Here is a 19,479-nt window from a genome sequence, read left to right as displayed (position 1 = left end):
TAAAGGAACGTTTAAGACTAAGACGTTGATAGGCTGGGTGTGTAAGCGTAGCGATACGTTGAGCTAACCAGTACTAATGAACCGTGAGGCTTAACCTGACAACACCGAAGGTGTTTTAGAGAGATTGAGTTGTTTTTGAGTAGTGAGAAGCCGAAAGGTGAAGGACACGCAGCTTGTTTGAGATTGAAGTTCTGGTTTGCGTTGAGATAACTGCAAACGGGAACGAAACAGAATTTGTCTGGCGGCAATAGCGCGGTGGTCCCACCTGACCCCATGCCGAACTCAGCAGTGAAACGCCGTAGCGCCGATGGTAGTGTGGGGTCTCCCCATGTGAGAGTAGGGAACTGCCAGACATTAAATTAAAGACTTATTGCAATGCGATAAGCAGCCGAAAGGCAAAAGAATAAGTGGAGCGGTAGTTCAGTTGGTTAGAATACCTGCCTGTCACGCAGGGGGTCGCGGGTTCGAGTCCCGTCCGTTCCGCCACTTAATTTAGGGGCGTAGTTCAATTGGTAGAGCACCGGTCTCCAAAACCGGGTGTTGGGAGTTCGAGCCTCTCCGCCCCTGCCAGTTACCAATTAAGTAAAAATAAAAGAAGTATCTTATTGATAACCCGATTATTTTAATCGGGTTTTTCTTTTTTGGGCTAGTTTTCTGTTAGTTTTTCTATTTCTTTCCTTCCTATTTTTCCAATTCTAATATTGCTCCAATCAGTAATTATTCACTGATCGCTTCATGGGCATTTCAAATGAGTTAGTTGTACCTTTAAAATTATTTATTACATGTAGAACTGATAAATAAAAACGCTCAATAGGATTTATTGAGCGTTCAAGTTCAGCTAACGAATATTTTAAATGGGGGCACTGAGTTGAGCATTTTGAATAGGCGTTTTTATTAATTGGTTAATTAGTGCCTGCTGATCATTTCTTTGTAGCCATACCGCGTAAATGGGCTTTGTAATAACGGCCTCTGAGAGCGTTTTTAGTCCAGGGTATTGGGTACACCAATGTGCGGGTAAAAACGCGGCAGAAAGTGATACAGACAGTAATTGGCGGGCAATATGTGCAGATGTCGTTATCATAACAGGCGTATCATCAGGAGTGAGCATAGGCTCATTTTTGGGATGAAAGTCCGCACTCCATTCAAGTTTAATAAAATTATAATTTGTTAACGCAATATTCTTTTGAGAAGCCATGAGTTGTAGTTCTATTGAGCCAATAATTGTGCTTTCAAATTCATCCATTTTTGGTGGTTCAGTAGCTATTAATAAATCTAATTCTCTAGAGTGTAGCTGCTTTACTAAGGATTGGCGGGTTGAAACTCTAGCTTCAAGGCGAAGCTCATCATGTTGCTCATATAAAGATTGCATCCAATCTGTTAAATAGCCTTCCCACAATGACGAGGTGGCGCCTATTGAGAGCTCTGTATGTTGGGATGCGTGCGATATTTCTTTTTTCGCCTGTAGCCATGTGTTCATTAAAGACTCAGCATAAGGAACTAAGCGCTCTCCAGCGGCGGTGAGTCGAATATTATTACGGTGTCGAGTAAATAGATTAGTACCAAGCTGCGTCTCTAGCTGTCTTATGCGAAAGCTAACAGCAGATTGTGTTAAATAGAGTGATTCTGCGGCTCGGCCGAAGTGTCTGGTTCTACTGACTTCCAAAAAAGTTTTCAATAACTCAGTATCCACATACATCTCCAATAATTTTTGTCGTGATGATTTAAATGTTTTGTTTTACAGATTGTCAATGCTGTCTAATACTCCGCGCCATAACGAGTTGACAGTAATAAGTTAGGAGTGTGTCAGATGGCAGAAAGCTTCATCACGACTAATCGTTTTTTTGATAATAAACATTACCCACGTGGCTTTTCTCGTCATGGTGATTTCACCATCAAGGAAGCTCAATTGCTCGAACGCTATGGACAAGCTTTTAATGAGCTTGATTCAGGTAAGCGCGCTGCACAAACTGACGAAGAAAAGCTTTTCGTCGCTGTTTGTCGCGGTGAACGTGAACCAGCAACTCCCGAAGAAAAAGTGTGGGCGAAATATTCTAGCCGTATAAATCGTCCTAAACGCTTTCATACTCTTTCTGGCGGTAAACCTCAGATTGACCCCTCAGAAGACTATACAGACACGGATGATTAATATCATCAACATATTTAGAGGGGCTGCGGCCCCTTAATTTATAGTTGCCATATTTTAAATTTAAGTGTTATTGGCAATGATCGTTCGTGTTAGTAGTATATACTTATGTGTTTTAAGTGCGTTATCTTGACAGATTGCTAATACGCTATCTTAGCTACAAAGGCTCTGATGGCATTTTATGTCAGGTTTTATCCATTGTTAGTAACACCACTATTTTGTCACTTCTGCTGTGCTCAGCTTACTTGTTTTTGTAAATGAAGCAATAACTTATCCATTGCTCGGTAGCTTAGTGCCTCAAGAAGATGCTGTTTATCTATTTGTGGTGTATTTTGCATGTCGGCAAGAGTTTGTGCGACCCTCAATACTCTGTGCCACGCTCGTATTGATAGCCCCAGTTTATTTAGTGCACTTTCTAAAAAAAGGCCATCTTTAGGGGAGAGTTGGCAGAGCTTTGTTGTTTCTCTGGCTGTTAATTGGCTATTGAGCTTTCCGCTTCTTTCTAGTTGCCTATTTCTTGCGCTAATGACACGTGCTCGTATGAGTTCACTGTTTTCACTTTGATATTTTTGGCTACTAAGTGAGCCTAGTGGTAGTAAGGGAATATCAATCGAAAGATCAAATCGATCAAGGAAAGGGCCTGAAATACGGGAAAGATAACGTAATATTTTCGCGGGTGAGCTACGGCTGTTCTCTCCTTGATAGTGACCGGTTGGGCTTGGATTCAATGCAGCTACAAGTTGAAAATTTGCAGGGAAACAAACTTTGGCTTTAGCTCTAGAAATCACGATTTGCCTTGCTTCAAGGGGTTCACGTAATGCGTCGAGTACAGAGCGGCTAAACTCAGGTAATTCATCAAGAAATAAAATACCATTGTGGGCGAGCGATATCTCTCCTGGTTTTGGCAGACTACCTCCACCGATTAAAGCGACCATTGAAGCACTATGGTGTGGTGTTCTAAATGGCCTTTCAGGCCACACCTGATTGTGATTTGATAAATGGCATAAACTACGTAGTGCAGCCACTTCTAAGGCTTCTTGGGGTGTTAGAGAGGGTAACAGAGTTTGCAATCGACTCGCTAGCATGGTTTTACCCGTCCCCGGTGGGCCCAAAAGTAATAAGTTGTGTCCTCCACTTGCACTAATTTCTAGTGCTCTTTTTCCTTGTTCTTGACCAATAATATCATTGATATTGTGTTCATAATCAGGTGCCGTTGGTGCACCTGTTGGATAAATATTACTGGGTAATGTCCCTTTTTCATGCAAAAAATGGCAAAGTTCTAATAACGTTTGGGTTAGTTTTACACTATTTTCGGGTAATAAATTGAGTTCATGTTGGCTTTCGAGTGAAAGTATTAATTGTCTTTTTTGCTTTAATGCTGCTAGGGCAGCGGGAATGGCTCCATTGGCATATCTAATATAGCCAGATAGGGCAAGTTCCCCAATAAATTCAAAGTAATGAATTGTTTTTGTTGGTATTTGTCCAGAAGACGCTAATATTGCGATCGCAATAGCGAGATCATATCGGCCACCTTCTTTGGGTAAATCAGCAGGTGCTAAGTTTATGGTTATCTTTTTTGCGGGATACTCGAAGCCACTATTTATTAAAGCACTACGGACCCTATCTCTTGCTTCTTTGACGGCAATTTCGGGTAAACCGACAAGTGTCAAACCGGGAAGCCCATTACTGATATGTGCTTCAACGGTAACAAGTGGTGCATCCATACCAATTGATGCTCTCGTATAAACAATCGCTAATGTCATATTCCCTCCCTTTACATAAACAGACTAATATTCTGTTCTTAGGGAAGAAGCTACAACTGAACTTTTTAAGTGTACGAAAACGCTCGAAAACTAATATGTAAGGCAGCTTGTTTGCATTTGTTTTTTGCGATGTCGCACGTAACTTAATGTTTAATCAAAATATTAAATTTTTGTTAGAGACAAGAACTTGATATGAATATTGCAAATAGCGGTAACTGAATAACGCGGGAATTATAATTATTATCAGCAATATTATTTTTTTCAGGTGGAGTATTGGGCTAATTATTCGGCCATTTATAATTGTATTTACTGTTTTTTTAGTAAAACCCCAGTGAATTACTCTGTTTTTATTTTATCTATTTGATTTTAAATGAAATATATATTTTGATAATAAAAAAACAAAATAAAAGTTGTCAAAATAATTTTAAAATGATAACTCTTAAATATAGACAATGAACAATAATAGTGAAAATAGATATTCATGAACACATTCTTCCGAGTGATTAGCCTAATTATTATTAGCGTGGTGGTGATTATTATCCCACCGTGCGGGGCTGCACTTGGACGACGAAGGCTAAATTAGTAGCCAGATCTTACGAGAACCCCGCACCGAAAGGCGCGGGGTTTTTTTTGACACTAAGTTTGCCAACATCATTAAATCTACAAAAACAGAATAAATACAAATAGATAACTAAGTTAAGGACAGGAGAGCGACATGAATGGGGCACAATGGTTAGTTCAAGCATTGCGAACGCAGGGAGTTGATACTGTTTTTGGTTACCCTGGTGGGGCGATCATGCCAGTTTATGATGCGTTGTATGACGGTGGTGTTGAGCATTTATTATGTCGTCATGAGCAAGGTGCGGTCATTGCTGCGATTGGTTACGCGCGGTCAACATCAAAAACTGGGGTGTGTATCGCCACTTCTGGTCCGGGGGCAACAAACTTGATCACGGGTTTAGCTGATGCCTTGTTAGATTCTGTACCTGTTGTGGCTATTACGGGACAAGTGAGTTCTGAGTTTATTGGCACTGATGCTTTCCAAGAAATAGATGTATTGGGATTGTCGCTTGCTTGTACCAAACATAGCTTTTTAGTGGAGAGTATTGACGATTTACCTCGCATTGTTGCTGAAGCTTTCGCAATCGCAAATAGTGGTCGTCCGGGACCTGTACTGATTGATATTCCGAAAGATATTCAGCTACAGAAAGCAGATTTAGCCCCTTTTTTCATGCCTGTAGAATCTGATTTACCAATACAGAGAGATGCGATCAATCAAGCTAGAGAGTTGCTAACGTTGTCTCATAAACCGATGTTATACATTGGTGGTGGTGTGGGAATGTCAGGGGCTGTTGATGAGCTAAGGCATTTTATCGCGCAGACTGGCATACCTTCTGTCGTGACGCTTAAAGGGCTTGGTGCAGTTGAGCCATCAGAACCTCATTATCTTGGAATGTTAGGTATGCATGGTACTAAAGCTGCAAACCTAGCAGTACAGCGTTGTGATTTATTGATCGCTGTTGGTGCTCGTTTTGATGATCGTGTGACGGGTAAGTTGAACACATTCGCCCCTAACGCAAAAGTTATCCATATTGATATTGACCATGTCGAACTGGATAAACTACGCCAAGCTCATGTGGGACTATTAGGCGATGCGAAAGTGTTGTTACCCGCATTGATGATGGAAAAAGATATTTCATCATGGCAGCAAGAAATACAGCAGCTAAAGCATGATTTTAACTGGCGATATGATCATCCAGGTGAAGCAATTTATGCTCCTTTGTTATTAAAACAATTATCTGATCGTATTGATGCTAACACGGTCGTGACTACCGATGTTGGTCAACATCAAATGTGGTCAGCTCAACATATCTCGGTGACATCACCAGAAAATTTTATAACGTCGAGTGGCTTGGGAACGATGGGTTTTGGTATTCCAGCCGCCATAGGCGCTCAAGTTGCACGCCCTGAGGATACAGTCATTTGTGTTTCTGGTGATGGTTCCTTCATGATGAATGTGCAAGAACTTGGCACAATCAAGCGTAAAAAATTACCAGTTAAAATTTTACTGTTAGATAACCAACGCTTAGGTATGGTTCGCCAATGGCAAGAGCTATTTTTTGAGCAACGTTATAGTGAAACTATTTTGACTGATAACCCTGATTTTGTTGCTTTGGCCCGAGCATTTGACATTCCTGGGCGCCGTATTACCACCAAATCTGAGGTTGATTCTGCATTAGATGAGTTACTCAATAGCGAAGGTGCTTTCATCTTGCAGGTATCAATAAACGAATTAGAAAACGTCTGGCCGTTGGTTCCTCCAGGGGCGAGCAATGAAAAAATGATGGAGAAACCGTTATGATGCAACATCAAATTGCCATACAAGCCCGTTTCCGCCCTGAGGTTTTAGAGCGTATATTGCGTGTCACCCGCCATCGTGGATTCCAAATTAGTTCAATGACTATGGATCACATGGCAGATGGTGATAATGTAAATATAGCGATGACTGTAAATAGCCAGCGGCCGTTAGCGCAGCTTTATGCTCAGTTAACTAAACTGCCTGATATTTCAGAAGTTGAGATAAAAGAAATAGAATCACGACTATTACGCACACAAAGTGCAATGTAAGGAATTATAAAATGACTAAGAAAGCTGACTATATTTGGTTTAACGGTGAAATGACGCCATGGGCTGATGCAAAAGTTCATGTTATGTCTCATGCTTTGCATTACGGGACCTCCGTATTTGAGGGTGTCCGTTGCTATGATTCACATAAAGGGCCTGTTGTTTTTCGCCATCGCGAACATATGCAGCGCCTGCGTGATTCTGCAAAAATTTACCGTATGCCAGTCAGCTACAGTGTTGAAGAGTTAATGGAAGCTTGTCGTGCAACGCTGCGTAAAAATAACTTAGTCAGCGCATATATTCGCCCACTTGTTTTCATTGGTGATGTTGGTATGGGGGTTAACCCGCCTGATGGTTATAACACGGATGTGATTATGGCCGCTTTTCCTTGGGGTGCATACCTAGGGGAAGAAGCTTTAGATCAAGGTATCGATGCTATGGTTTCTTCTTGGAATCGTGTTGCGGCAAATACTATTCCTACGGGCGCGAAAGCAGGTGGTAACTATCTGTCATCTCTACTGGTTGGTAGTGAAGCCCGCCGTCATGGTTATCAGGAAGGTATTGCGTTAGATGTTCATGGTTACCTATCTGAAGGTGCTGGCGAAAATATTTTTGAAGTTAAGGATGGTATTTTATTTACCCCTCCGTTCACTTCTTCTGCGCTTCCAGGGATCACTCGCGATGCAATTTTGACCTTAGCTAAAGATATGGGTATTGAAGTGCGTGAACAAACATTGTCACGTGAGTCATTGTATCTTGCTGACGAAGTCTTTATGACTGGAACAGCCGCAGAAATTACCCCAGTGCGTAGTGTAGATGGTATCGAAATTGGTATTGGCCGCTGTGGTCCTGTGACTAAAAAGATCCAGCAAGCATTCTTTGGCCTGTTTGATGGAACAACAGAAGACAAATGGGGTTGGTTGGATCCAGTTAACCCTCAATAACAAATACAGCTTGATTTACAGGCGGTCGTTCCCCGCCTGTTTTTAAAAACACGGGAGTAAAGATATGCCTAAGTACCGTTCAGCAACAACCACTCATGGTCGTAATATGGCAGGAGCTCGCGCATTATGGCGCGCTACGGGGATGACTGACGCTGATTTTGGAAAACCGATTATTGCGGTTGTTAACTCATTTACCCAATTTGTACCTGGTCACGTTCATTTGCGCGACTTAGGTAAACTCGTTGCCGAACAAATTGAAGCTGCGGGTGGTGTCGCAAAAGAGTTTAATACGATTGCTGTTGATGATGGTATTGCGATGGGGCATGGTGGAATGCTGTACTCCTTACCTTCCCGTGAGCTAATTGCAGATTCTGTTGAATACATGGTAAACGCACATTGCGCAGATGCAATGGTCTGTATTTCTAACTGCGATAAAATTACCCCAGGTATGCTAATGGCTGCCTTGCGCCTAAACATTCCAGTTATTTTTGTGTCAGGTGGCCCAATGGAAGCGGGTAAAACCAAGCTTTCAGATCAAATCATTAAATTAGATTTAGTTGATGCGATGATCCAAGGCGCTAACCCGAACGTGAGTGATGCTGATAGCGAGCAAATTGAGCGTTCAGCTTGCCCTACATGTGGCTCTTGCTCCGGTATGTTTACTGCAAACTCAATGAACTGCTTAACAGAAGCTTTGGGTTTATCGCAGCCGGGTAATGGCTCTCTTTTAGCGACTCATGCTGACCGTAAAGAGCTGTTTATCAACGCAGGTAAGCGAATTGTTGAGCTGACTAAGCGTTATTATGAACAAGACGATGAGAGTGCATTACCACGTAATATCGCTAACAAAGCGGCATTTGAAAATGCGATGACATTAGATATCGCGATGGGGGGGTCAACGAATACAGTTCTGCACTTATTAGCGGCGGCTCAAGAAGCTGATGTTGATTTTACCATGACCGATATTGATCGTCTGTCACGTAAGGTTCCACATTTATGTAAGGTTGCTCCAAGTACACAAAAATACCATATGGAAGATGTCCACCGTGCTGGTGGTGTTATCGGTATTTTAGGTGAGTTAAGTCGCGCAGGTTTGTTACAAGAAGATGTTAAAAATATCCTTGGACTGACTTTTAAGCAGACTCTCGAGCAGTACGATGTGATGCTAACAAAAGATGAAGCTGTGAAATCGATGTTTTCAGCAGGGCCTGCGGGGATCCGTACTACTCAAGCATTTTCTCAAAGTTGCCGTTGGCCATCGCTAGATACTGACCGTGAAAATGGTTGTATCCGTAATATTGAGCATGCTTATAGCTTAGATGGTGGATTGGCCGTTCTAGCCGGTAATATCGCAGAAGATGGATGTATCGTAAAAACAGCCGGTGTCGATGAAGGTAGCTTAACATTCCGTGGTCCAGCAAAAGTTTTCGAGAGTCAAGACGATGCGGTAGAAGCAATTCTAGGCGGTAAAGTCGTTGAAGGTGATGTAGTGGTTATCCGCTATGAAGGACCGAAAGGTGGTCCTGGAATGCAGGAAATGTTGTATCCAACCTCCTATCTAAAATCCATGGGATTGGGTAAGAGCTGCGCTTTGATCACCGATGGGCGTTTTTCTGGTGGTAGTTCAGGGCTTTCAATTGGTCATATTTCCCCTGAAGCGGCGAGTGGTGGTTTGTTAGCGCTGGTACAAGATGGTGACATTATTGACATCGATATTCCTAAGCGAACGATGGTACTTGATGTCAATGAAAGCGAATTGAACAAGCGCCGTGATGCGGAATTAGCTCGTGGTGATAAAGCCTATACTCCACGTAACCGTCAACGAGAAGTGTCTTATGCGCTTCGTGCTTATGCCTCGCTTGCGACCAGTGCAGATAAGGGCGCTGTACGCGACAAATCTAAACTGGGAGGCTAATTGTGGCCGCTGCAAAACCATTACCCTCAGCGCCTTCTGGTGCTGATTATTTAAAAGCGGCGCTAAGTGCGCCGGTTTATGAAGTTGCCCAAGTTACCCCTTTGCAAGCAATGAGTAAGATTTCTGCTCGGGTAGGCAATACGGTATTAGTTAAACGTGAAGATAGGCAGCCTGTTCATAGTTTTAAACTACGTGGCGCTTACGCCATGATTGCCAGTTTAAGCGATGAACAAAAAGCCAAAGGGGTAGTAACGGCTTCTGCTGGTAATCATGCCCAAGGGGTAGCTTTATCGGCAAGCCGCGTTGGGGTGAAAGCAAAAATTGTGATGCCTATAGCAACCGCTGATATCAAGGTTGATGCGGTACGCGGTTTTGGTGGTGAAGCCATCCTATTCGGTGCAAATTTTGATGAGGCAAAAGCAAAAGCGATTGAAATGGCGGCACAAGAGGGCTACACCTTTGTTCCCCCGTTTGACCATCCATCAGTGATTGCGGGCCAAGCAACTATCGCATTGGAGCTATTACAGCAAGATGCTCATCTTGATCGCATTTTCATTCCAGTTGGTGGTGGTGGTTTAATTGCGGGCGTTGCTGTTTTAATCAAGCAACTAATGCCTGAAATTAAAATCATTGGGGTTGAAGCGGAAGAGGCTGCTTGTTTAAAAGCGGCGTTGGCGGCTGGGCATCCAGTTGATTTAACACGTGTCGGTTTATTTGCTGAAGGTGTCGCAGTAAAACGTATTGGTGATGAGACATTCAGGCTGTGCCAACAATACGTTGATGATGTGATCACCGTCGATAGTGATGAAATTTGTGCGGCATTGAAAGATATTTTTGAGGACGTACGAGCAATAGCCGAGCCTTCAGGGGCTTTAGCATTAGCAGGGCTAAAAAAATATGTTCAGCAACATAACATTAAAGGCGAACGTTTAGCTCATGTGTTATCTGGTGCGAACATGAATTTTCATGGTTTGCGTTATGTTTCTGAGCGCTGTGAAATCGGTGAGAAACGAGAGGCTTTACTCGCGGTCACAATTCCTGAGCAAAAAGGCAGTTTTTTGCGATTCTGTCAATTATTAGGCCAACGCTCAGTGACTGAATTTAACTATCGTTATACGGATGCTGATCCTGAGCGCGCATGTATTTTTGTTGGCGTAAGGCTAAACGGTGGCGAAAACGAACGGGTTGAAATTGTTCAAGAGTTGAAACAACATGGCTATGAAGTGGCTGATCTTTCTGATGATGAGATGGCAAAGCTGCATGTGCGTTATATGATAGGGGGCCGCCCATCTAAGCCATTGAATGAACGCCTATATAGCTTTGAATTCCCTGAGTCACCAGGTGCGTTATTGAAGTTTTTAGAAACGTTAGGTACCTATTGGAATATCACGCTATTTCATTATCGTAGCCATGGCACGGATTATGGTCGTGTATTGGCCGCTTTTGAGCTTTCTGGCCCTGAAGTTCGTTTTGATAGGCATCTTGAAGCGCTTGGTTATGAATATCATGACGAAACTGGAAATCCATCGTTCCGTTTCTTTTTAGCGCCTCAAGATACACCACAGACATTAGATTAGATTTTCAGGTAGCAACTGCCAAAACGATTTAATCAATGGCTCATTTAGGCGTTTGCTAAGTAAGCAGACGCCTAACTCGAATGGCTCAACTAGCGAAACATTATCAAGCTGTAAGATACGGCTACGGACAGGCTCAGGGCTGTTATCAACAACCACACTGGGTATCAGCGCAATACCACAACCTAGTGCCACCATTGAGACGATTGCTTCATGGCCAGAAACGGTTGCATAAATAACAGGGTTGTTAATATTGTAACGACGAAACCATAACTCGATACGTTTTCTCGAAGGACCATGTTCAGGCAAGATAAAGGGAATAGAAGACCAATCGGGATGTTCTTCTGTTGCCATGCTACGAACGGCACAAGGTAGCGCAGGCGCTATTAGGACTAAGGGGATTTCACCGATTTTGGTAAATCTGACATTATCAGGTAGCCGCTCTGGTTTACCGGCTATCCCGAGGTCTGCCTCCTTAGTTTCGACTTTATCGACGGCATCGGCAGCATCGCCAGTGGTGAGTTTTATTTCTACGAGTGGGTGTAATGCTCTAAATTTATCGAGTACCTGCGGTAAATGGCTATAGGCTGCGGTGACGGAACAAAAAAGACGTAGTTCCCCAGTTAAAGATGGACTTTGTTGGTTTAGCACATGTTGTAATTGCTGATATTGCAACAGTGTTTGCTGAGCAAATTGTTTTAAATGTTCACCTGCTTGAGTGAGTTTTACCGAGCGATTATCTCTAATAAATAATGGATGCCCTAATTGTTCTTCTAAGCGTTGTATTTGTCGAGATAGCGTAGATGGGCTGACATACATAGCTTTAGATGTTCTACCAAAATGGCAGCTTTCAGCTAAATGTAGAAATAGTTTTAAATCTCGGATATCCATTTAGTGACCCCACTGGGTGGCATAAAAAATAGTGTTGCATAAACTGCAACATTGTATTGTTAATATATCAATTTAAGCAATGCAAATCATCGCATATAGTAAAACCATAATCGCTTGAGAAAAGCGGCAGGCAACATTGATTGCTTGAAATAACGAACACAACAGAACAATGGAGTAAGACAATGACGAATTATTTTAATACTTTGAATCTGCGTCAGCAGTTAGAGCAGTTAGGCAAGTGTCGTTTCATGAAACGTGAAGAATTTGCTGATGAAGCAGGGTACCTGAAAGGTAAAAAAATCGTCATCGTCGGTTGTGGTGCTCAAGGTCTAAACCAAGGCTTGAATATGCGTGATTCAGGTTTAGATATTGCTTATGCATTGCGTGCAGAAGCTATCGCTGAGAAACGTGCATCATGGCGTAAAGCGACTGAGAATGGCTTTAAAGTGGGTACCTATGAAGAATTGATCCCTCACGCAGATTTAGTGATTAACTTAACGCCAGACAAACAGCACTCAACAGTTGTTCGTGCGGTTCAGCCAATGATGAAGCAAGGCGCTGCATTAGGTTATTCGCATGGTTTTAACATTGTTGAAGTTGGTGAAGAAATTCGTAAAGACATTACTGTTGTGATGGTTGCTCCAAAATGCCCAGGTACTGAAGTTCGCGAAGAGTATAAGCGTGGTTTCGGTGTTCCAACATTGATCGCAGTTCATCCTGAAAATGACCCGAAAGGTGAGGGAATGGCAATTGCGAAAGCTTGGGCTGCTGCAACTGGCGGTCACCGTGCGGGTGTTCTGGAATCATCATTCGTTGCTGAAGTTAAATCAGACCTGATGGGTGAACAAACTATTCTGTGTGGTATGTTGCAAGCAGGTGCTTTGCTAAGCTACGACAAAATGGTCGCTGATGGCGTTGAGCCGGGCTACGCAGGTAAGTTGATTCAGTTCGGTTGGGAAACGATCACCGAGGCACTGAAACAAGGTGGTATCACATTGATGATGGATCGCCTGTCTAACCCTGCCAAACTGCGTGCATTTGCACTGTCTGAGCAGCTGAAGACGATTATGGCGCCATTGTTCCAAAAACATATGGATGACATCATTTCAGGTGAGTTCTCTAGAACAATGATGGCTGACTGGGCAAATGATGATAAAAACTTACTGACTTGGCGTGAAGAAACCGGTAAGACTCCATTTGAGAATTACCCTGAGTACTCAGGTAAAATCGCAGAGCAAGAGTATTTTGACCATGGCGTTCTGTTGGTTGCAATGGTTAAAGCAGGGGTTGAGTTGGCATTTGATACTATGCTGGAAGCCGGTATTCTTGAAGAATCAGCTTATTATGAATCTCTGCATGAATTGCCGTTGATTGCGAATACTATTGCGCGTAAACGTCTGTATGAAATGAACGTGGTTATTTCAGATACAGCGGAGTATGGTAACTATCTGTTCTCATTTGCAGTTGTTCCGATGCTGAAAGACTTTATGACTAAGTTACAAGCGGGTGATTTAGCGAAACCTGTTGCAGACAACGGTACTGATAATGCGCAATTACGTGATGTTAATGAAGCTATCCGTAATCATCCTATCGAGAAAATCGGTAAGACTCTGCGTGGGTATATGACGGATATGAAGAAGATTTCTAGCGCACAATAATTTTTCGTCACTCTTCGCGTGATAGGTGCGTTGGCTTCACTCGGTTACCCAAGTCACATGTTTAATGTATGCTCCTTGGGGTAACCTAATTTTTCGTCACTCTTCGCGTGATAGGTGCGTTGGCTTCACTCGGTTACCCAAGTCACATACTTAATGTATGCTCCTTGGGATAACCTCCTTTGCCGCCTTCCTCTAACGCGAATAGTTTAGAAAAATACGTTTTATAAGCATGAAAAATCTCTAAATCAAAACCGTATGGTATTTTGTCATACGGTTTTTTGTTTTTTTATAAATAGGCAGGATCGTTGCTCAAGAGTTGGCTAGGTTTCTGCTACAATCCGTAGTGAGTTCCATTTTGAATAACTAAGCGATGTAGAGAAACCATGCGATTAAATCCAAGCCAACAGCAGGCTGTTGAATTTGTGGATGGCCCATGCCTTGTACTGGCGGGTGCCGGTTCGGGAAAAACCCGTGTTATTACCAACAAAATAGCGCATTTGATCCGCCATTGTGGCTATCAACCTCGTCAAATTGCAGCGGTAACTTTTACCAATAAAGCCGCACGTGAGATGAAAGAGCGTGTCGCTCAGACGTTAGGTAAAAAAGAAGCACGCGGATTGATTATCTCGACATTCCATACGCTTGGCTTGGAGATCATCAAGCGTGAATATAAAGCGCTAGGTATCAAGGCTAATTTTTCTTTGTTTGATGATCAGGACCAAATGGCTCTATTAAAAGAGCTTACCTTTGATTTGCTGGAAGAAGATAAAGACCTGCTACAGCAACTTATCTCTTCGATCTCGAATTGGAAAAATGATCTATTATCGCCAGAGCAGGTCATTGGGCGTGCGAGAAGCGAAAAGGAACATCATTTTGCAGAATGTTATCGTCGTTACGAGTTACATTTAAAAAGCTGTAACGTACTGGATTTTGATGATCTGATCAGCAAGCCCACAATACTATTATCTCAAAATGAGGAAGTTCGTGAGCGTTGGCAGCACAAGATCCGTTATTTGCTGGTGGATGAATATCAAGATACTAATACGAGCCAATACCAATTGGTTAAACTACTTGTCGGTCAGCGGGCGCGTTTTACCGTTGTCGGTGATGATGACCAATCTATTTATTCGTGGCGCGGAGCTAGGCCGCAAAATTTAGTATTGTTAAGTGAAGACTTCCCAAAACTGAATGTGATTAAGTTAGAACAGAATTACCGTTCATCTGAGCGAATCTTAAAAGCAGCAAATATCTTGATTGCCAATAATCCACATGTATTTGAAAAGCAATTATTTTCAACCTTGGGTTATGGTGCCCCGTTAAAAGTGATCACCGCAAATAATGAAGATCATGAAGCGGAAAGAGTGATCGGGGAATTAATTGCACATCACTTTATTAATAAAACGCAATATAAAGATTATGCGATCTTATATCGAGGGAATCATCAGTCACGTATTTTTGAAAAAATGCTGATGCAAAACCGAATTCCTTATCGAATTTCGGGAGGCACTTCATTCTTTTCACGCCCTGAGATTAAAGATCTATTAGCTTATTTACGCGTACTGACTAACCCAGAAGATGACAGTGCTTTTTTACGTATTGTAAATACTCCTCGCCGTGAAATTGGCCCTAAAACAATCCAAAAACTTGGGGAATGGGCAAATCAACGTGGTAAAAGCCTTTATCAGGCTAGCTTTGATTTAGGTTTAGAGCAAACTCTTACAGGTAAAGGGTTAACTGCATTACAACAATTTACCCATTGGATGGATAAAATTGTGCAGCAGTCAGAACGTGAACCGCTATTAGCTGTTCGTGATTTATTACGAGAAATGGACTACGAAAGCTGGCTCTACGAAACATCGGCGAGTACTAAAGCTGCTGAGATGCGGATGAAAAACGTCAATCAATTATTTACGTGGATGAGTGAAATGGTTGAGGGGGATGAATTGAATGAGCCAATGTCATTAAGCCAAGTGGTGACCCGTTTTACTTTGCGCGACATGATGGAGCGTGGGGAAGATGACGAAGGATCGGATCAAGTGCAATTAATGACATTGCACGCATCAAAAGGATTAGAGTTTCCGTATGTCTTCCTCGTGGGTATGGAAGAAGGTTTATTGCCTCATCAAAGCAGCATTGATGAAGATAATATTGATGAAGAGCGTCGCTTGGCCTATGTCGGGATCACCCGTGCCCAAAAAGAATTATTTTTCACACATTGTCGTGAACGTCGGCAATATGGAGAGTTAATTCGCCCTGAGCTAAGTCGTTTTTTATTAGAATTGCCGCAAGATGATTTAGAGTGGGAGCAGCAACGCAAGGTTGTGACTGCGGAAGAACGAATGCAAAAAGGGCAATCTGCACTTGCTGATATCAAGGCCCGTTTAGGGCTAAATAAGAAAGGATAGGCAAATATATACTCTAAATGATCCGAGGTGCAGCTAGGCGGCAAGTGAACGAATCGCTAGGCGCAGAGAAAACACTGTGACTGGTATGAGTGTATCTTAATGAAAAGCGTTGCAATTTGAAATATGACGAGTATCGTTATTCCCCACACTGATGTGGTAAGTGTGGGGAATAATTGTTTAACTATTAGAGCTATTACGCTCTTCAAGAGTGATAGGCCAATTTACATAACCTTGCCACTGTACTTCCTGTTGCAAATTTTCTGAGCGTAGCGGATGCTCCGCTAGCCAGCGGTATGGCAACATAATCGTCAGAGATGTTGATTCTGCATGGAGCCTCAATGCAGGTAAGGTATCATCACGTCGACGGCTAGCAAAAATAATCGCTAAGCGTAACAGACGACATAAATAATAAGCTTGTTGTATTGGCAATGCATTTTGTTGGCTAAGAGTAGCAAGGTCAACAGGGCCTTGCTGATTACGTAATAATGCAGCAAGCAAGCGTTTTTGTGCAGGGGTGAAACCGGGTAAATCAAGATTTGTAATTAAGTATCCCGCATGTTCTGGCCCTTTGCGAAAATCAACGCTTAAACCAATTTCGTGCAGCATACAGGCAGCTATTAATAAATCACGACACCGAGAATCTAAGTTCCAGTCTTTGGAGACCTGCAAAAAGAAATGCTCTGCGAGTTGGCTCACTCGCGAGGCTTGTTCAATATCAACCTGAAAGCGTCGTTGGATGTTACGTAGTGTGCGTGCGCGAATATCTTGCTCAATAGGTAGTTCAAGCATGCCATAAACTAACCCTTCACGTAACGCGCCACCTGCCAATGTCATATTATCAATAGACAGCGCTTCAAAAATAGCAATTAGGATTGATAAGCCACTCGGGAATACCAAGGCTCTTTCAAAAGTCAGCCCTTCAATTTCGAGCTCTTCAAGTTTATGGCACTGAATGGCTTTATATTTGAGCTGTTGGAGCTTATCGAGGGTAATCAGCTCATCCATCCCTTGTGCGATCATGATCTCTTGAATGGCTTGAACGGTACCGGATGCGCCAACGCAAATTTTCCAATCGTGCTGTTTTAAAGCATCAGCGATTGGGGCAACGACTGCGTGAGCGGCTTTTTCTGCTTGAGCAAAATTTTCTTCAGTTAGAGAGCGATCACTGAAATATCTTTCAAGCCAAGTCACACAGCCCATTTCTAGGCTAAACAATTGTTCTGCTTTTGCTCCAGTACCTGTGACGAGTTCTGTACTGCCCCCACCAATATCAACGACTAGGCGTTGATCTGGGCCGCCAGTTGTGTGGGCAACACCTTGGTAGATCAATCGAGCTTCTTCTTCCCCCTGAATAACCTTGACGGTATTGCCGAGGATCTCACTGGCTTTTTGCACGAAAATATCCGCATTTTTAGCCAGACGCAGCGTTGCAGTAGCAACTACACGTATCTGATTATTTGGTATGTCTTGTAAGTGTTCTGAGAAGAGACGTAGACATTGCCATCCACGCTCCATTGCTTGCTCTGACAGCATGTTATTGCTATCTAAACCCGCAGCAAGGCGCACTTTACGTTTCACTCTAGAAATAATCTGAATGCTACCAGCAACCTCACGCACGACCAACATATGAAAGCTGTTCGAGCCTAAATCAATTGCTGCATAGAGAGAAGAGGATTTCAGCATATCGTTATCACTCAGCCTGAACGTTTATGGTTATTACGTGGGCCATTATGGCGACGTGGCGAATTTGAATTACGACGAGGCCCTCCGGGGCGCGGACGATGGCGACGTTTTGGCGCAGGGAGATCAGTTAGCAGTGCTTCGCTATTATATTTACTGACAGGAATAGAATGTTGAATGTATTCCTCAATAGCAGGTAAATTCAATGCATACTCTTCACAAGCGAGACTGATTGAATTACCACTTTCACCTGCTCGTCCAGTACGGCCGATACGGTGCACATAGTCTTCACAATCATCAGGTAAGTCATAGTTAAACACATGCGTTACTGATGGGATATGTAACCCACGAGCCGCGACATCGGTTGCAACTAAAATATCAAGATTACCTTGAGTGAATTCCTCTAAAATGCGTAAACGTTTCTTTTGTGCAACATCACCTGTTAATAATCCGACACGATGCCCATCGGCAGCGAGGTGCGCCCAAATATCATCACAACGATGTTTGGTATTAGCGAAAATAATGCAGCGTTCAGGCCACTCTTCTTCGAGTAATGTCTGCAATAAACGCATCTTTTCTTCATTTGATGGGTAGAACAGCTCCTCTTTAATACGATGACCTGTTCTTTGCAAAGGCTCTACTTCGATATATTCAGGGTTATTCATTTGCTCAAATGCCAGCTCTCTTACACGATAAGAAAGTGTTGCGGAGAAGAGTAGGTTTAGTCTCTCAGTGACCGCAGGCATACGGCGGAATAACCAGCGAATATCTTTAATAAAGCCAAGATCATACATGCGATCAGCTTCATCAAGTACGACAACTTGGATAGCGCCGAGATCAACATGACCTTGTTTCGCATAGTCAATTAAACGGCCAGTTGTACCGATAAGGATATCAACGCCATTTTGCAGTACTTTTAATTGCTCATCATAGCCATCGCCACCATAAGCAAGCCCCATTTTTAAGCCAGTATACTCAGCCAGCTCTTTTGCATCAGAGTAGATTTGCACGGCAAGTTCACGTGTTGGAGCCATGAGCAATGCGCGTGGTTGATTGGCTTTTTTCCCTTCAATAGCGGGATGTGTTAGTAAGTAATGGAATGTCGACGTTAAAAAAGCTAACGTTTTACCTGTACCAGTTTGCGCTTGCCCCGCAACATCTTTGCCTTCGACAGTGAAAGGCAAGGTTGACGCCTGGATTGGCGTACAAAAATTGAAGCCTTTTTTATTAAGTGCTTCAATGACTTTTGGGTGCAAGGCGAAGTCGGAAAACTTCTTTTCTGTCAAGTGTGCTTTACTCATAGTATGGTAGAATATCAGTTAACGGTTGGTTTACGAAAGTGTATCTTTTGAAATAAAGCATACTGATGCCAATTAATGTTACACTAAGACGGTAAAAATGATCCATTGGAGTACAACATGAGCGACAAAATTATACATATAACTGATGCAAGCTTTGAGACCGCAGTACTAAAAGCAAGTTCACCTGTTCTCGTCGATTTCTGGGCTGCATGGTGTGGTCCTTGTAAAATGATCGCGCCAATTCTTGATGAAGTTTCTGAAGAATATACAGGCAAACTGACCATCGCAAAACTGAATATTGATGATAACCCAGCAACGGCACCAAAATATGGTATTCGTGGTATCCCAACGCTTCTACTATTCAAAAATGGTGAAGTAGCGGCAACAAAAGTGGGTGCATTATCTAAATCTCAGTTAAAAGATTTTCTAGACGAAAATCTGTAAGTTATAGCTGATATTTAAGTCAAAACGTTTAGCGGTATATCTATTTTATATAGAGGACCGCTAGACGTCCTCTCTGAAGCATGATAAGTTATCTGCATCCTCGTATAGTATCCGTATGGCTTGCTTTATAATCCGT

15 protein-coding genes, 2 tRNA genes and 2 rRNA genes are annotated in these 19,479 nt (G+C 42.6%); 14 read left to right on the top strand and 5 right to left on the bottom strand.

Translation table 11 applies throughout. The features are described from left to right. From SC428_RS09330 to SC428_RS09315, 4 genes are all read left to right on the top strand, one after another. Positions 1–98: ribosomal RNA gene (locus SC428_RS09330) — 23S ribosomal RNA — on the top strand; the annotation flags it as partial. Positions 99–237: 139 nt separating this feature from the next. Beyond that, positions 238–353, top strand: a 5S ribosomal RNA gene (gene rrf, locus SC428_RS09325). Positions 354–409: 56 nt separating this feature from the next. Further along, positions 410–486: transfer RNA gene (locus tag SC428_RS09320), tRNA-Asp, on the top strand. An 8-nt stretch (positions 487–494) separates the two neighbouring features. Next, positions 495–570: transfer RNA gene (locus SC428_RS09315), tRNA-Trp, on the top strand. Positions 571–850: 280 nt separating this feature from the next. On the opposite strand, the gene hdfR is transcribed toward SC428_RS09315, so the two are convergent. Next, complete coding sequence (gene hdfR / locus SC428_RS09310) at positions 851–1,696, bottom strand: HTH-type transcriptional regulator HdfR (RefSeq protein WP_070928531.1); 846 nt, start codon at positions 1,694–1,696, stop codon at positions 851–853. Positions 1,697–1,807: 111 nt separating this feature from the next. Here hdfR and SC428_RS09305 point away from each other — a divergent pair, with 111 nt between their 5' ends. Beyond that, positions 1,808–2,146 carry a DUF413 domain-containing protein gene (locus SC428_RS09305; RefSeq protein WP_070928533.1) on the top strand — a complete coding sequence of 113 codons (339 nt, stop codon included), beginning with the start codon at positions 1,808–1,810 and terminating at the stop codon, positions 2,144–2,146. Positions 2,147–2,379: 233 nt separating this feature from the next. Here the strand turns inward: SC428_RS09305 and SC428_RS09300 are convergent, their stop codons facing one another. After that, positions 2,380–3,906, bottom strand: coding sequence for a YifB family Mg chelatase-like AAA ATPase (locus tag SC428_RS09300; protein ID WP_318707232.1), 1,527 nt, complete (start codon positions 3,904–3,906; stop codon positions 2,380–2,382). Positions 3,907–4,387: 481 nt separating this feature from the next. Between SC428_RS09300 and ilvL the strand changes: the two genes are divergently transcribed. From ilvL to ilvA, 6 genes are all read left to right on the top strand, one after another. Next, the gene (gene ilvL / locus SC428_RS09295; protein ID WP_081335957.1) at positions 4,388–4,489 is read left to right on the top strand and encodes an ilv operon leader peptide; all 102 of its coding nucleotides are present in this window, start codon (positions 4,388–4,390) and stop codon (positions 4,487–4,489) included. Between the two features lie 132 nt (positions 4,490–4,621). Beyond that, positions 4,622–6,268 carry an acetolactate synthase 2 catalytic subunit gene (gene ilvG / locus SC428_RS09290; protein ID WP_140182146.1) on the top strand — a complete coding sequence of 549 codons (1,647 nt, stop codon included), beginning with the start codon at positions 4,622–4,624 and terminating at the stop codon, positions 6,266–6,268. Further along, on the top strand, positions 6,265–6,534 hold the full coding sequence (ilvM, locus tag SC428_RS09285) for an acetolactate synthase 2 small subunit (protein ID WP_283126646.1): 270 nt from the start codon (positions 6,265–6,267) through the stop codon (positions 6,532–6,534). The genes ilvG and ilvM overlap by 4 nt, the downstream gene beginning before the upstream one ends. 11 nt (positions 6,535–6,545) lie before the next feature. Beyond that, positions 6,546–7,475 carry a branched-chain amino acid transaminase gene (locus SC428_RS09280; RefSeq protein WP_070928541.1) on the top strand — a complete coding sequence of 310 codons (930 nt, stop codon included), beginning with the start codon at positions 6,546–6,548 and terminating at the stop codon, positions 7,473–7,475. A gap of 64 nt (positions 7,476–7,539) precedes the next feature. Then, positions 7,540–9,390 carry a dihydroxy-acid dehydratase gene (ilvD, locus tag SC428_RS09275; RefSeq protein WP_070928543.1) on the top strand — a complete coding sequence of 617 codons (1,851 nt, stop codon included), beginning with the start codon at positions 7,540–7,542 and terminating at the stop codon, positions 9,388–9,390. Positions 9,391–9,392: 2 nt separating this feature from the next. After that, complete coding sequence (gene ilvA / locus SC428_RS09270) at positions 9,393–10,967, top strand: threonine ammonia-lyase, biosynthetic (protein WP_318707225.1); 1,575 nt, start codon at positions 9,393–9,395, stop codon at positions 10,965–10,967. Here the strand turns inward: ilvA and ilvY are convergent. Next, positions 10,959–11,855: an HTH-type transcriptional activator IlvY gene (gene ilvY, locus SC428_RS09265; RefSeq protein WP_070928545.1), complete on the bottom strand. Its 897-nt coding sequence runs from the start codon at positions 11,853–11,855 to the stop codon at positions 10,959–10,961. The two genes, ilvA and ilvY, sit on opposite strands and share 9 nt — an antisense overlap. Positions 11,856–12,037: 182 nt before the next feature. Between ilvY and ilvC the strand changes: the two genes are divergently transcribed. Next, positions 12,038–13,513, top strand: a complete 1,476-nt coding sequence (gene ilvC / locus SC428_RS09260) for a ketol-acid reductoisomerase (RefSeq protein WP_070928547.1) — start codon at positions 12,038–12,040, stop codon at positions 13,511–13,513. Between the two features lie 383 nt (positions 13,514–13,896). Further along, positions 13,897–15,918 (top strand): DNA helicase Rep, encoded by a 2,022-nt coding sequence (gene rep / locus SC428_RS09255; RefSeq protein ID WP_070928549.1) that lies wholly within the window; start codon positions 13,897–13,899, stop codon positions 15,916–15,918. Positions 15,919–16,095: 177 nt separating this feature from the next. On the opposite strand, the gene gppA is transcribed toward rep, so the two are convergent. Both gppA and rhlB read right to left on the bottom strand, forming a co-directional pair. Further along, positions 16,096–17,601, bottom strand: a complete 1,506-nt coding sequence (gene gppA / locus SC428_RS09250) for a guanosine-5'-triphosphate,3'-diphosphate diphosphatase (RefSeq protein ID WP_070928551.1) — start codon at positions 17,599–17,601, stop codon at positions 16,096–16,098. A gap of 11 nt (positions 17,602–17,612) precedes the next feature. Further along, on the bottom strand, positions 17,613–18,899 hold the full coding sequence (gene rhlB / locus SC428_RS09245) for an ATP-dependent RNA helicase RhlB (RefSeq protein WP_070928553.1): 1,287 nt from the start codon (positions 18,897–18,899) through the stop codon (positions 17,613–17,615). A gap of 117 nt (positions 18,900–19,016) precedes the next feature. Between rhlB and trxA the strand changes: the two genes are divergently transcribed. Next, positions 19,017–19,343, top strand: a complete 327-nt coding sequence (trxA, locus tag SC428_RS09240) for a thioredoxin TrxA (RefSeq protein ID WP_070928555.1) — start codon at positions 19,017–19,019, stop codon at positions 19,341–19,343. Positions 19,344–19,479 lie beyond the last annotated feature (136 nt).

The sequence above is a fragment of the Providencia sp. 2023EL-00965 genome (assembly GCF_033550225.1).
In the GTDB taxonomy this organism is placed as follows: Bacteria; Pseudomonadota; Gammaproteobacteria; order Enterobacterales; family Enterobacteriaceae; genus Providencia; species Providencia manganoxydans.
Note: the sequence above shows the minus strand (reverse complement) of the source record. Positions and strands in the feature narration are given on the sequence as shown.

Bases quoted from the DNA above. Each gene is read 5' to 3' on its own strand.
- SC428_RS09300 (WP_318707232.1), bottom strand. From the start codon at position 3,906: ATGACATTAGCGATTGTTTATACGAGAGCATCAATTGGTATGGATGCA.
- ilvD (WP_070928543.1), top strand. From the start codon at position 7,540: ATGCCTAAGTACCGTTCAGCAACAACCACTCATGGTCGTAATATGGCA.
- rhlB (WP_070928553.1), bottom strand. From the start codon at position 18,899: ATGAGTAAAGCACACTTGACAGAAAAGAAGTTTTCCGACTTCGCCTTG.
- hdfR (WP_070928531.1), bottom strand. From the start codon at position 1,696: ATGTATGTGGATACTGAGTTATTGAAAACTTTTTTGGAAGTCAGTAGA.
- ilvL (WP_081335957.1), top strand. From the start codon at position 4,388: ATGAACACATTCTTCCGAGTGATTAGCCTAATTATTATTAGCGTGGTG.
- rep (WP_070928549.1), top strand. From the start codon at position 13,897: ATGCGATTAAATCCAAGCCAACAGCAGGCTGTTGAATTTGTGGATGGC.
- ilvG (WP_140182146.1), top strand. From the start codon at position 4,622: ATGAATGGGGCACAATGGTTAGTTCAAGCATTGCGAACGCAGGGAGTT.
- SC428_RS09280 (WP_070928541.1), top strand. From the start codon at position 6,546: ATGACTAAGAAAGCTGACTATATTTGGTTTAACGGTGAAATGACGCCA.
- gppA (WP_070928551.1), bottom strand. From the start codon at position 17,601: ATGCTGAAATCCTCTTCTCTCTATGCAGCAATTGATTTAGGCTCGAAC.
- SC428_RS09305 (WP_070928533.1), top strand. From the start codon at position 1,808: ATGGCAGAAAGCTTCATCACGACTAATCGTTTTTTTGATAATAAACAT.
- ilvM (WP_283126646.1), top strand. From the start codon at position 6,265: ATGATGCAACATCAAATTGCCATACAAGCCCGTTTCCGCCCTGAGGTT.
- ilvY (WP_070928545.1), bottom strand. From the start codon at position 11,855: ATGGATATCCGAGATTTAAAACTATTTCTACATTTAGCTGAAAGCTGC.
- ilvC (WP_070928547.1), top strand. From the start codon at position 12,038: ATGACGAATTATTTTAATACTTTGAATCTGCGTCAGCAGTTAGAGCAG.
- trxA (WP_070928555.1), top strand. From the start codon at position 19,017: ATGAGCGACAAAATTATACATATAACTGATGCAAGCTTTGAGACCGCA.